Source organism: Kitasatospora sp. NBC_01560, from assembly GCF_045208415.1.
GTDB lineage: Bacteria > Actinomycetota > Actinomycetes > Streptomycetales > Streptomycetaceae > Kitasatospora.
The window spans coordinates 1,420,070-1,434,847 of sequence record NZ_CP109364.1 but is presented as its reverse complement, the minus strand read 5'-3'; the positions used below and the strand labels follow the sequence as shown (position 1 = coordinate 1,434,847).

Annotated in this window: 1 protein-coding gene (running past one end of the window); it reads left to right on the top strand. The window is 72.8% G+C overall.

Going from position 1 to position 14,778, the window contains the following annotated elements; translation table 11 throughout:
- The first annotated feature begins 59 nt into the window (after positions 1-59).
- On the top strand, positions 60-14,778 hold the beginning of the coding sequence (locus OH807_RS06020) for an SDR family NAD(P)-dependent oxidoreductase (protein ID WP_406194812.1). It continues 16,457 nt past the right edge of the window; 14,719 of the gene's 31,176 nt are visible here — the first part of the coding sequence; it begins with the start codon at positions 60-62; the stop codon falls past the right edge of the window.

Below are 14,778 nucleotides of genomic sequence, written 5' to 3'. Positions count from 1 at the left end.
ACCCCGAACACGCGGCACGCCGCACAACGCCCTTTCCGAACTGCGAGGTTTTCCCACCCATGGCCAGCACCTCCGAGGACAAGCTCCGCGACTACCTCAAGAAGGTCACCGCCGACCTCAAGCGGACCAGGCAGCGCCTGGAGACCGTCGAGGCCAGGGAGAACGAGCCGATCGCCATCGTCGGCATGGCCTGCCGCCTCCCCGGCGGCGTCCGGTCGCCGGAGGACCTGTGGCGGATGGTCGCCGACGGCGTCGACGCCATCGGCGAGCTGCCGGAGGACCGCGGCTGGGACACCGAGGCGCTCTTCGACCCCATCCCCGGCACACCGGGCAAGAGCTACGTGCGCCACGGCGGCTTCCTGGACGGCGTGGGCGACTTCGACGCGGAGCTCTTCGGCATCGCGCCGCGCGAGGCACTGGCGATGGACCCGCAGCAGCGGCTGCTGCTGGAATCGGCCTGGGAGGCGGTCGAGGACGCCCGGATCGACCCCGCCTCGCTGCGCGGCAGCGACACCGGCGTCTTCGTCGGAGGCGCCGACACCGACTACGGCTCGCTCGCCCGGCAGTCCGCGGAGACCGAGGGCCACCTGCTCACCGGCGGTGCGGTCAGCGTGCTCTCCGGGCGGATCTCCTACGTCCTCGGTCTGGAAGGGCCGGCGGTCACCGTCGACACGGCCTGCTCCTCCGCACTGGTCGCCCTGCACCTGGCCGTCCGGGCGCTGCGCGCCGGTGAGTGCTCGATGGCCCTGGCGGCCGGCGTGGCCGTGATCCCGACCACCCGCCTGTTCACCGAGTTCTCCCGCCAGCGCGGGCTCGCCCCCGACGGCCGCTGCAAGCCGTTCGCCGAGGCGGCGGACGGCACCTCCTGGGCCGAGGGCGTGGGCGTCCTGATGGTCGAACGGCTCTCCGACGCCCGGCGCAACGGGCACCGGGTGCTGGCCGTGGTCCGCGGCACCGCCGTCAACCAGGACGGCGCCAGCAGCCGGCTCACCGCCCCCAACGGTCCCTCCCAGCAGCGGGTTATCAGGGCCGCACTCGCCAACGCACAGCTCTCGGCCGACCAGGTCGACGCGGTGGAGGCGCACGGCACCGGGACGACGCTGGGCGACCCCATCGAGGCACAGGCGCTGCTCACGACGTACGGGCAGGACCGCGATCCCGCCCGGCCGCTGCTGCTCGGCGCGATCAAGTCCAACATCGGTCACACCCAGGCCGCCTCCGGCGCCGCCGGCGTGATCAAGATGGTGATGGCGCTGCGCCACGGCATCCTGCCGCGCACCCTGCACGTCGACACGCCCTCCTCGCACGTCGACTGGACCACCGGCGCGGTCGAACTGCTGACGGACACCCGGGAGTGGCCGGCGACCGGCCGGCCGCGCCGGGCCGGCGTGTCGGCGTTCGGCATCAGCGGCACCAATGCGCACGTCGTGCTCGAACAGGCCGAACAGGCCGAGCAGGCCGAGCAGGCCGGACTTCCCGCTCCGGAAGGCCGAACGGAGACGCCCGGCGCGGTGGCCTGGGTGCTGTCCGGCCGGACCGAGGTCGCGCTGCGAAGCCAGGCCGCGCGGCTGGCCTCGCACGTCCGGGCCGGCGCGGGCCTCCGCCCGGCCGACGTCGCCTTCTCGCTGGCGACCACCCGGGCGACGCTGGAGCACCGGGCCGCCGTGGTGGCCGGGGACGGCGAACGGCTCCTGGAGGGCCTGGACGCCCTGGCCGCGGGCCGGGCCGCCGCCGGGCTCTTCACGGGCGCGGCGGCCAAGGCTCCCGTGGCCTTCCTGTTCTCGGGGCAGGGCTCGCAGCGCCTCGGTATGGGGCGGGAGTTGTACGGCCGGTTCCCGGTGTTCGCGGCGGCGTTCGATGCGGTCTGCGCGGAGCCGGGCTTCGAGTCGGTCCGCGACGTGGTGTGGGGTACGGACGCGGAGGTGCTGGACCGGACGGTGCATGCCCAGACGGGTCTGTTCGCCGTGGAGGTGGCGCTGTTCCGGTTGCTCGAATCGTGGGGTGTGCGGCCGGACTTCGTGGCGGGGCACTCGATCGGTGAGGTCGCGGCGGCGCATGTGGCGGGGGTGTTCTCGCTGGCGGACGCGTGTGCGCTGGTGGCGGCGCGGGGCAGTCTGATGCAGGCGTTGCCCGCGGGCGGCGCGATGCTCGCCGTCCAGGCAACGGAGGACGAAGTCCTACCGCTCCTGGGCGAGTTCGTGTCGATTGCTGCGGTCAACGGTCCGGCGTCCGTGGTGGTCTCCGGTGCCGAGGAGGCGGTGGAGGCCGTTCGTTCGCAGTTCGAGGAGTTGGGCCGCAAGGCGACCCGCCTGCGCGTGTCGCATGCCTTCCACTCGCCGTTGATGGATCCGATGCTGGAGGAGTTCCGCCAGGTGGTGGCGGGCCTGCCCTTCGCCGCACCCACGATCCCGGTCGTCTCCAACCTGACGGGCGGGCTCGCGACGGTCGGGGAGTTGTGCGCCCCGGAGTACTGGGTGCGCCACGTCCGGGAGGCGGTCCGTTTCGCCGACGGTGTGAGCGCGCTGGAGGCCGAGGACGTCACCCGCTTCGTGGAGCTCGGCCCGGACGGCGTGCTCTCCGCCATGGCCGCGGCGTCGCTGCCGGACGGCACGGTGCTGGTGCCGGTGCTGCGCAAGGCGCAGGAGGAGGAGGCCACGCTGCTCGGTGCGGTGGCGCAGCTGCACACCGTCGGTGTCCGGGTCGACCGGTCCGCGTTCTGCGCGGGGGCCTCCGCCCGGGCCGTCGACCTGCCGACGTACGCCTTCCAGCACCAGCGCTTCTGGCCCGCCCCCGCCCTCCCGGCGCCCGGCGACGTCAGCGCGGCCGGCCTGGCGTCCGCGGACCACCCGCTGCTCGGTGCCGCCGTCGAACTGGCCGACGGCGACGGCCTGATGTTCACGGGGCGGCTGTCGCTGCGGTCCCACCCGTGGCTCGGCGACCACGTCGTGCTGGGCTCGGTGCTGCTCCCGGGCACGGCCTTCCTGGAGCTGGCGATCCGCGCGGCCGACGAGGTCGGCTGCGGTCGGATCGACGAGCTGACCCTGGCCGCGCCGCTCGTGCTGCCGGAGGACGGCGGAGTCCAGCTCCAGGTGAGGGTGGGAGCGGCCGACCCGGCCGGCCGTCGCACCCTGGACGTCCGGTCCCGGGAGGACGGAGCCGTCGACCGGCCGTGGGCCCAGCACGCGACCGGTGTCCTCGCGCCCGCGGAGCAGAGCGCCGACTTCGACGCCACGGCGTGGCCCCCCGTCGGCGCGGAGCCGGTGGACCTGACCGGCCTCTACGAGCAGATGTCCGAGGGCGGCTTCGGGTACGGCCCGGTGTTCCAGGGGCTGCGGGCCGCGTGGCGACTGGGCGAGCAGGTGTTCGCGGAGGTCGCGCTGCCCGAGGGCGTGGACGGCGGACCGTTCGGGCTGCACCCCGCGCTGCTGGACGCCGTCCTGCACGTGTCGGCCTTCAACGGCCTGCCTCGGGGCGTGGTCCCGTTCTCCTGGGAGGGCGTCTCACTGCACGCCTCGGGCGCCTCGTCGGTGCGGGCACGAGTGACCCGGACCGGCGACGACTCGGTGGCCGTGGCGGTCACGGACGATGCGGGGGCGCCGGTCGCCTCGGCGGCGTCGCTGGTTCTGCGGGCGGCCTCGGCCGCGCAGGTGACCCGGGCAGGTGCCGCCGGCACCGGTGATGCGCTGTTCCGGGTGGAGTGGGTGCCGGTCGCGGTGGGCGACGGTGGTCCGGCGCCGCTGGTGACGGTGGCGTCGGACGCGGACCTGGCGTCGTTGGTGGATGTTCCCGGTGTGGTGCTGGTCGAGCTTCCGGCCGGTACGTCCGGTGGCGTGGTGGAGTCGGTGCACGGGCTGACGGCGCGGGTTCTGGGCCTGGTGCAGTCGTGGTTGGCGGAGGAGCGGTTCGGGGCGTCGCGGTTGGTGTTCGTGACGCGTGGTGCGGCCTGCGGATCGGATCTGGCGGGTGCTGCGGTGTGGGGTCTGGTGCGGTCGGCGCTGTCGGAGGAGCCGGGCCGGTTCGGTCTGGTGGATCTGGAGGGTGCGGGCGAACTGCCCTCGGGTGTTGTTGCGTTGGACGAGCCGCAGGTGTTGGTGCGTGGTGGTGAGGTGTTGGCGGCCCGGTTGGTGCGGGTGCCGGCTGCGGTCGAGGTGGCTGTTCCCGCGTGGGCCGGTGACGGCGCGGTGTTGATCACGGGTGGTACGGGTGGTTTGGGTCGGGTGGTGGCCCGTCATCTGGTGGCGGAGCACGGTGTGCGGAGTCTGGTGTTGGTGAGTCGTCGTGGCGTGGAGGTTGATGGGGTAGCGGAGTTGGTGGCCGAGTTGGCGGCGTCGGGGGCGGAGGTGTTGGTCGAGTCGTGTGATGTCGCGGATCGCGGGGCGGTGGCGGCGTTGGTCGCTCGTCATCCGGTGCGGGCGGTGGTGCACGCGGCGGGTGTGCTGGATGACGGGGTGGTCGGTTCGCTGACGCCGGAGCGGCTGGCGGCGGTGTTGCGGCCGAAGGTGGATGCGGCGTGGTATCTGCACGAGGCGACGAAGGATCTGGATCTCGCGGCGTTCGTGGTCTTCTCGTCGGTGTCCGGCACCTTCGGTGGCCCCGGCCAGGGCAGCTACGCGGCCGGCAACACCTTCCTGGACGCGCTGGCGCGGCACCGGCGGGCTGCCGGGCTGCCGGGTGTGTCGCTGGCGTGGGGTCCGTGGACCCAGGACGGCGGCATGACCGGCACCCTGGACGCCGTCGACCTTCGGCGGATCGCCCGCACTGGGATGCCCGAGCTCACTCCGGCGGACGGCGCGGCCCTGTTCGACGCGGCGCTCGCCGTGGACGAGGCCGTCGTCCTGCCGGTGCGGTTCGACCTGGCGGTCCTACGGTCGAGCGGCGAGGTGCCCGCGCTGCTGCGGGGGCTGGTCCGTGCGCGGGTGCGGCGGTCGGCCGTCGCCGGAACAGCGGCGGTGGCGGCCCTGGTGCAGCGGCTGTCCGGCCTGGGGGCGGACGAGCGGCAGGAGGTGCTCCTGGATCTGGTGCGTGCGCAGATCGCTCTGGTGCTCGGCCATGCGGGCGCGGCGGAGGTGGATGCGACGCGGGCGTTCCAGGATCTGGGGTTCGATTCGCTGACCGCGGTGGAGTTGCGGAACCGGCTCGGTGGGGTGACGGGTCTGCGGTTGCCGGCGACGGTGGTGTTCGACCATCCGTCGGCGGAGGCGCTGGTCCGGTTCCTGCTGGGCGAGTTGTTCGGTGGTGCGGCGGAGGTCGTGCAGGTGTCGGTCGGGCTGCCGGCGGTGGTGGACGATCCGGTGGTGATCGTGGGGATGGCGTGCCGGTACCCGGGTGGGGTGCGCTCGCCCGAGGGCCTGTGGCAGCTGGTCTCCGAGGGGGTGGACGCAATCTCCGGCTTCCCCACCGACCGTGGCTGGGACCTGGCGGCGTTGTCCAGCACGGATCGCGAGGCGCGGGGTACCTCGTCCACGCGCTCGGGCGGCTTCCTTTACGAGGCAGCGGAGTTCGATCCGGAGTTCTTCGGGATGAGTCCGCGGGAGGCGTTGGCGACGGATGCGCAGCAGCGGTTGCTGTTGGAGACGTCGTGGGAGGCGTTCGAGCGGGCCGGGATCGATCCGGTGTCGCTGCGGGGCAGCCGAACGGGTGTCTTCACCGGCGTGATGTACACGGACTACCGTGATCTGCTCGGGAGCGACCAGTTCGAGGGCTTCCGCGGCAACGGCAGTGCGCCGAGCATCGCCTCGGGGCGGGTGTCGTACACGCTGGGGCTGGAGGGCCCGGCGGTGACGGTGGACACGGCGTGCTCGTCGTCGCTGGTGGCGATGCACTGGGCGGCGCAGGCGCTGCGGTCGGGTGAGTGCTCGCTGGCGGTGGCCGGCGGTGTGACGGTGATGTCCACCCCGAACACCTTCGTGGAGTTCTCGCGCCAGGGCGGCCTGTCGGCGGACGGCCGGTGCCGTTCCTTCGCCGAGGCGGCGGACGGTGTGGGCTGGGGCGAGGGTGTGGGCATGGTGGTGCTGGAGCGCCAGTCCGACGCGCGGCGCAACGGGCACCGCATCCTGGCGGTGCTGCGGGGTAGTGCGGTGAACCAGGACGGTGCGTCGAACGGTCTGACGGCGCCGAACGGTCCCTCGCAGCAGCGGGTGATCCGGCAGGCGTTGGCCAGCGGCGGGTTGTCGGCCGCCGATGTGGACGCGGTGGAGGGCCACGGTACGGGGACCACTCTGGGTGATCCGATCGAGGCGCAGGCCATCCTCGCCACCTACGGACAGGACCGGCCCGAGGGCCGGCCGGTCCGTCTGGGATCCCTCAAGTCGAACATCGGTCACACGCAGGCGGCGGCCGGTGTGGCGGGTGTGATCAAGATGGTGATGGCGATGCGTCATGGCGCGTTGCCGAAGACGCTGCACGTGGACGCGCCGTCCTCGCACGTGGACTGGAGCGAGGGCGCCGTCGAGTTGCTGACCGAGGCCCAGGAGTGGCCGGAGACCGGCCGCCCGCGCCGTGCGGGTGTGTCCTCGTTCGGGATCAGTGGCACCAACGCGCACGTGGTCCTGGAGCAGGGCGAGCCGGCGCAACTGCCGGCTGTTGAGCAGCCGGTGGTGGCGCCCGGGGTGGTGCCGTGGGTGCTCTCGGGTCGGACCGAGGCCGCGCTGCGCGCGCAGGCGGCGAGCCTGCTCTCCCACGTGGCCGACGAGGGCGACCAATCGCTGACCGACGTCGCCTTCTCGCTGGTGATCAGCCGATCGACGTTCCACCACCGTGCGGTGGTCGTGGCCGACGACCGGGACGCCGTCCTGGGCGGACTGGCCGCGCTGGCGGCGGGTGAGTCGGTGGCCGGTGTGGTGGAGGGCTCGGTGGGTGCGGGCCGGCGTGCCTTCCTGTTCTCCGGGCAGGGGTCGCAGCGCCTCGGTATGGGGCGGGAGTTGTACGGCCGGTTCGCGGTGTTCGCGGCGGCGTTCGATGCGGTCTGCGCGGAGCCGGGCTTCGAGTCGGTCCGCGACGTGGTGTGGGGTACGGACGCGGAGGTGCTGGACCGGACGGTGCACGCCCAGGCGGCGTTGTTCGCCGTGGAGGTGGCGTTGTTCCGGTTGCTCGAATCGTGGGGTGTGCGGCCGGACTTCGTGGCGGGGCACTCGATCGGTGAGGTCGCGGCGGCGCATGTGGCGGGGGTGTTCTCGCTGGCGGACGCGTGTGCGCTGGTGGTGGCGCGGGGCAGTCTGATGCAGGCGTTGCCCGCGGGCGGTGCGATGCTCGCCGTTCAGGCCACGGAGGAGGAAGTCCTGCCGCTGCTCGGCGAGTTCGTGTCGATCGCTGCGGTCAACGGCGCGACGTCCGTGGTGGTGTCCGGTGCCGAGGAGGCGGTGGAGCGGATCCGGGTCCACTTCGAGGGCCGCAAGGCGACCCGCCTGCGCGTGTCGCATGCCTTCCACTCGCCGTTGATGGACCCGATGCTGGACGACTTCCGCACGGTGGTCGAAGGCCTGTCCTTCGCCGCGCCCACGATCCCGGTCGTCTCCAACCTGACCGGTGGCCTCGCGACGACCGAGGAGTTGTGCTCGCCGGAGTACTGGGTGCGCCACGTCCGTGAGGCCGTGCGCTTCGCCGACGGCGTGCGCACCCTGGCGGCCCAGGGTGTCACGCGGTTCGTCGAACTCGGCCCGGACGGCGTGCTGTCCGCCATGGCCCGGGAGTCGGTCGCCGAGGACGCTGTCCTGGCGCCCGTCCTGCGCAAGGATCGCAGCGAGGAGGCGTCCGCGCTGTACGCGCTGGCGCAGCTCCACGTCCACGGCGTGAAGGTCGACTGGACCGCGCTTCTCGCCGGCACCGGCGCCCGAGGCGTCGAACTGCCCACCTACGCCTTCCAGCACCAGCACTTCTGGCCGGTCGGTGCGGTGCTCCGACCGGGGGACCTGCGCTTCGCAGGGCTGGAATCACCCGAGCACCCGCTCCTGGGTGCGGCCGTCGAGCTGGTCAACACGGACGGGTACGTGTTCACCGGTCGCCTGTCGGTGCAGTCGCACCCATGGCTGGAGGACCACGTGGTCCTCGGGTCGGTGCTGGTCCCCGGTACGGCGCTGCTGGAGCTGGCGATGCGGGCCGGCGACGAGGTCGGCTGCGACCTCGTCGAGGAGCTGACGCTCGCGGCACCGCTGGTGCTGTCCGGCCGGGGTGACGTGCGGGTGCAGGTGTGGGTGGGCGAGGCGGACGAATCCGGCCGACGCGCGCTGACCGTGCACTCCCGCCCCGCCGACGACGAGTCGACCTGGGCCCTGAACGCCACCGGTGTGCTGGCCTCGGGTGCGGTGTCGCCGGCCTTCGACGCGGCGGTCTGGCCGCCGGTCGGGGCCGAGTCGTTGGACGTGGCCGGTGCTTACGAGCGGATCGCCGAGGGCGGTCTTGAGTACGGTCCGGCGTTCCGGGGTCTCCGGGCGGCCTGGCGGCTCGGTGCGGAGGTGTTCGCGGAGGTCGCGTTGCCCGAGGGGGTGGACGGCGGGGCGTTCGGCCTGCACCCGGCTCTGCTGGACGCGTGCCTGCATGCCTCGGTGTTCGCCGGTGAGGACGGGCGGGGCCTGGACGGTGTGCCGTTCGCGTGGTCGGGTGTTTCGCTGTACGCGGCCGGCGTGTCCGCGGTGCGGGTGCGGTTGTCGCGGGCGGTCGCCGGTGGGGTGTCGCTGGCGGTCGCGGACGTCTCGGGAGCGCCGGTCGCCTCGGTGGGGTCGCTCGCCGTCCGGCCGATCAGCGCCGAGCAACTGGGTACGGAGGCTGTCGCCCGGGATGCGCTGTTCCGGGTGGAGTGGGTGCCGGTCGCGGTGGGCGACGGTGGTCCGGCGCCGCTGGTGACGGTGGCGTCGGACGCGGACCTGGCGTCGTTGGTGGATGTTCCCGGTGTGGTGCTGGTCGAGCTTCCGGCCGGTACGTCCGGTGGCGTGGTGGAGTCGGTGCACGGGCTGACGGCGCGGGTTCTGGACCTGGTGCAGTCGTGGTTGGCGGAGGAGCGGTTCGGGGCGTCGCGGTTGGTGTTCGTGACGCGTGGTGCGGCCTGCGGATCGGATCTGGCGGGTGCTGCGGTGTGGGGTCTGGTGCGGTCGGCGCTGTCGGAGGAGCCGGGCCGGTTCGGTCTGGTGGATCTGGAGGGTGCGGGCGAACTGCCCTCGGGTGTTGTTGCGTTGGACGAGCCGCAGGTGTTGGTGCGTGGTGGTGAGGTGTTGGCGGCCCGGTTGGTGCGGGTGCCGGCTGCGGTCGAGGTGGCTGTTCCTGCGTGGGCCGGTGACGGCGCGGTGTTGATCACGGGTGGTACGGGTGGTTTGGGTCGGGTGGTGGCCCGTCATCTGGTGGCGGAGCACGGTGTGCGGAGTCTGGTGTTGGTGAGTCGTCGTGGCGTGGAGGTTGATGGGGTAGCGGAGTTGGTGGCCGAGTTGGCGGCGTCGGGGGCGGAGGTGTTGGTCGAGTCGTGTGATGTCGCGGATCGCGGGGCGGTGGCGGCGTTGGTCGCTCGTCATCCGGTGCGGGCGGTGGTGCACGCGGCGGGTGTGCTGGATGACGGGGTGGTCGGTTCGCTGACGCCGGAGCGGCTGGCGGCGGTGTTGCGGCCGAAGGTGGATGCGGCGTGGTATCTGCACGAGGCGACGAAGGATCTGGACCTCGCGGCGTTCGTGGTCTTCTCGTCGGTGGCGGGGACGTTCGGCAGTGCGGGGCAGGCGAGCTACGCGGCGGGTAACGCGTTTCTGGACGCGTTGGCGCGGCACCGGCGAGCGGCCGGCCTCCCGGGTGTGTCGCTGGCGTGGGGTCCGTGGACCCGGGGCGGCGGCATGACTGGCACCCTCAGCGACGCCGACATCGAGCGCATCGCCCGGTTGGGCATGCCGCCACTCACTCCCGAGGACGGGCTCGCGCTCTTCGACGCTGCGCTCGCAGGCGGGGAGCCGTCGACGCTGCCGGTTCGTCTGGACCTGGCGGCCCTGCGGTCGAGCGGCGAGGTGCCCGCGCTGCTGCGCGGCCTGATCCGTACGCGGGCGCGTCGGTCGGCCGTGGCCGGTTCGCCCGCGGCCGACGAGCTGACCCGCCGACTCGCCGCTCTGGGGGCGGAGGAGCGCCGTGAGGCGGTACTCGACGTGGTGCGTTCGCAGATCGCCACGGTGCTGGGCCATGCGGGCGCGGCGGAGGTGGATGCGACGCGCGCGTTCCAGGACCTGGGGTTCGATTCGCTGACCGCGGTGGAGTTGCGGAACCGGCTCGGTGCGGTGACGGGTCTTCGGTTGCCGGCGACGGTGGTGTTCGACTACCCGTCGGCGGAGGCGCTGGTCCGGTTCCTGCTGGGCGAGTTGTTCGGTGGTGCGGCGGAGGTCGTGCAGGTGTCGGCCGGTCTGCCGTCGGTGGTGGACGATCCGGTGGTGATCGTGGGGATGGCGTGCCGGTACCCGGGTGGGGTGCGGTCGCCGGAGGGTCTGTGGCAGCTGGTCGCGGAGGGCGTGGATGCGGTCTCCGGGTTCCCGACGGATCGTGGTTGGGACGTGGAGACGCTCTACGATCCCGACCCGGACCACCTGGGCACGTCCTACACGCGTTCGGGCGGTTTCCTGTACGAGGCAGCGGAGTTCGATCCGGAGTTCTTCGGGATGAGTCCGCGGGAGGCGTTGGCGACGGATGCGCAGCAGCGGTTGCTGTTGGAGACGTCGTGGGAGGCGTTCGAGCGGGCCGGGATCGATCCGGTGTCGCTGCGGGGCAGTCGAACGGGTGTCTTCGCCGGAGTGATGTACAGCGACTACGCGAGTCTGTTGGGTGGGCGTGAGTTCGAGGGTTACCAGGGCAGCGGCAGTGCGCCGAGCATCGCCTCGGGGCGGGTGTCGTACACGTTCGGGCTGGAGGGCCCGGCGGTGACGGTGGACACGGCGTGCTCGTCGTCGCTGGTGGCCATGCACCTGGCGGCGCAGGCGCTCCGCTCGGGTGAGTGCTCGCTGGCGCTGGCCGGCGGCGTGACCGTGATGTCCACTCCGACGACGTTCGTGGAGTTCTCCCGGCAGCGCGGTCTCGCGGCGGACGGTCGGAGCAAGGCCTTCGCCGAGTCGGCGGACGGTGTGGGCTGGGGCGAGGGTGTGGGCATGGTGGTGCTGGAGCGCCAGTCCGACGCGCGGCGCAACGGGCACCGCATCCTGGCGGTGCTGCGGGGTAGTGCGGTGAACCAGGACGGTGCGTCGAACGGTCTGACGGCGCCGAACGGTCCCTCGCAGCAGCGGGTGATCCGGCAGGCGCTGGCCAGCGGCGGGTTGTCGGCCGCCGATGTGGACGCGGTGGAGGCGCACGGTACGGGGACCACTCTGGGTGACCCGATCGAGGCGCAGGCGCTGCTGGCGACCTACGGCCAGGAACGGGAGGCCGAACAGCCCTTGTGGTTGGGCTCGGTGAAGTCGAACATCGGCCATGCGCAGGCTGCTGCGGGTGTGGCGGGTGTGATCAAGATGGTGATGGCGATGCGTCATGGCGTGTTGCCGAAGACGCTGCACGTGGACGCGCCGTCCTCGCACGTGGACTGGAGCGAGGGCGCCGTCGAGCTGCTGACCGAGGCCCAGGAGTGGCCGGAGACCGGCCGCCCGCGCCGTGCGGGTGTGTCCTCGTTCGGGATCAGTGGCACCAACGCGCACGTGGTCCTGGAGCAGGGCGAGCCGGCGCAACTGCCGGCTGTTGAGCAGCCGGTGGTGGCGCCCGGGGTGGTGCCGTGGGTGCTCTCGGGTCGGACCGAGGCCGCGCTGCGCGCGCAGGCGGCGAGCCTGCTCTCCCACGTGGCCGACGAGGGCGACCAATCGCTGACCGACGTCGCCTTCTCGCTGGTGATCAGCCGATCGACGTTCCACCACCGTGCGGTGGTCGTGGCCGACGACCGGGACGCCGTCCTGGGCGGACTGGCCGCGCTGGCGGCGGGTGAGTCGGTGGCCGGTGTGGTGGAGGGCTCGGTGGGTGCGGGCCGGCGTGCCTTCCTGTTCTCCGGGCAGGGGTCGCAACGCCTCGGCATGGGGCGGGAGTTGTACGGCCGGTTCGCGGTGTTCGCGGAGGCGTTCGATGCGGTCTGTGCGGAGTTCGGCAGCCTTCGCGAGGTGGTGTGGGGTGAGGACGCGGAGTTGCTGGACCGGACGGTGCACGCCCAGGCGGGCTTGTTCGCGGTCGAGGTGGCGCTGTTCCGGTTGCTCGAATCGTGTGGTGTGCGGCCGGACTTCGTGGCGGGGCACTCGATCGGTGAGGTCGCGGCGGCGCATGTGGCCGGGGTGTTCTCCCTGGCTGACGCCTGCACGCTGGTGGCGGCACGCGGCAGCCTGATGCAGGCCCTTCCCGCCGGCGGCGCGATGCTCGCCGTCCAGGCCACGGAAGACGAAGTCCTTCCGATGCTAAGCGAGTTCGTCTCGATCGCGGCGGTCAACGGCGCCACGGCCGTCGTGGTCTCCGGCACCGAGGACGAGGTCGAGCGGATCCGCGCCCACTTCGACCAGGAGGGTCGCAAGACGACCCGGCTGCGCGTTTCGCATGCCTTCCACTCGCCGCTGATGGACCCGATGCTGGACGACTTCCGGGCCGTGGTCCACAGGCTGTCCTTCACGGCGCCGACGATCCCGGTGGTGTCGAACTTGACGGGCGGCCTGGCCACGGCCGAGGAGTTGTGCTCGCCGGAGTACTGGGTGCGCCACGTCCGCGAGGCGGTCCGCTTCGCCGACGGCCTGCGCACCCTGGAGGCCCAGGGCGTCAGCCGGTTCGTGGAGTTGGGTCCGGACGGTGTGCTGTCCGCGATGGCGCGAGAGTCGCTCGGTGAGGACGCCGTCCTGGTGACTGTCCTCCGCAAGGACCGCAACGAGGAGGCGACCGCGCTGCACGCGCTCGCGCGCCTCCACGTCCACGGCGTGAAGGTCGACTGGACCGCTCTCCTCGCCGGCACCGGCGCCCGAGGCGTCGAACTGCCCACCTACGCCTTCCAGCACCAGCGCTTCTGGCCGGTCGGCTCCCTGCTGCGTGCGGGGGATGTCCGGTTCGCCGGCCTGCAGTCGCCCGAGCACCCGATGCTGGGCGCGGCTGTCGTTCTGGCGACCGACGACGGCGTCCTGCTCACCGGCCGCCTGTCGGTGCAGTCGCACCCGTGGCTGGCCGATCACGCGGTGCGGGGCACCGTGCTCGTCCCGGGTACCGGGCTGGTCGAGCTGGCCCTGCGGGCCGGCGACGAGGTCGGCTGCGAGCTGCTGGAGGAGCTGACGCTGGCCGCGCCGCTGCTACTGCCCGAGCACGGCGGCGTGCGGCTTCAGGTGCGCGTCGGCACGCCGGACGACTCCGGACGGCGCGTGCTGAGTGTGCACTCCCAGCCGGACGACGAGGACCAGGAGCACGCGGCCTGGGTCGAGCACGCCCGCGGTGTGATGGCCGACGGCACGGCCGAGCCGCTGCCGTTGGACACGTCGGTCTGGCCGCCGGTCGGCGCCGAGTCGCTGCCGGTCGACGGCGCGTACGAGTCGTTCGCTGACCAGGGCTACCGGTACGGGCCGCTGTTCCAGGGCCTCAGGGCCGCCTGGCGTCGTGGCGACGAGCTCTTCGCGGAGGTCGCGCTGCCGGAGGGGGTGGACGGCGGGGCGTTCGGTCTGCACCCGGCGCTGCTGGACGCGGCGATGCACGCCGCGATCCTTGACAGCGGCAGCGGCGGGACCGTGATCCCGTTCGTCTGGAACGACGTGTCCCTCCACGCGGTGGGTGCTTCGGCGGTGCGGGTGCGGCTGACGCGCCTCGCCGACGGCGGGTTGTCGCTGGCGGTCGCCGACACCGCCGGCCTGCCGGTGCTCTCGGTCCGATCCGTGACGGGGCGCCCGGTGTCGGCGGAGCAGTTGGGGGGTGGTGTCGGCGGGCCGTTGTTCGGGGTCGAGTGGTCGCCGGTGCCGTCAGGTGATGCGGTCGGCCTGTCCTGGTCGGAGTGGGAGGGTTTGTCGGAGTCGGGTTCGGTGCCGGGTGCGGTGGTGCTGGACTGCGGTGCGCCGGAGCGGGTGGATGTGCCTTCCGGGGTGCGTGCGTTGACGGGTCGGGTGCTGGAGGTCGTGCAGTCCTGGCTTTCGGACGAGCGCTTTGCCGGTTCGCGGTTGGTGGTGGTGACGCGTGGTGCGGTGGCCACCGGGGAGGGGGATGGCCTGGATGTGGTGCAGGCTCCGGTGTGGGGTCTGCTGAGGTCGGCGCAGGCGGAGAACCCGGGCCGGTTCCTGCTGGTGGACGTCGAGGCCGGGGTCGGTGTCGATGCGGCGCTGGTGGCCGTGGCGTCGGGTGAGCCGGAGTCGGCGGTGCGTGGGGGCGAGGTGTTGGTCCCGCGTCTGGTCCGGTTGGCGGCGGAGGACTCGGCAGTCGCCTTCGATGTCGAGGGCGTGGTGTTGATCACGGGTGGTACGGGTGGTCTGGGTGCGGTGGTGGCCCGGTTCCTGGTGGTCGAGCGTGGTGTGCGGCATCTCGTGCTGACGAGCCGTCGCGGCCTGGGGGCACCGGGCGCGGCGGAGCTTGCGGCCGAGTTGGAGGGGCTCGGTGCGCGGGTGCGGATCGTGGCCTGTGACGTGTCGGACCGTTCGGCGTTGGCCGGGCTGGTCGCCGGGATTGTCGCGGAGCGGGCGCTGACGGCGGTCGTGCACGCGGCAGGCATCGGCGACAACGCCCTGGTCGGTGCGTTGACGCCGGAGCGCATCGATGCCGTGCTGGCGCCGAAGGTGGATGCGGCCTGGTACCTGCACGAGCTGACGCGGGGGATGGACCTGGCGGCGTTCGTGCTGTTCTCCTCGG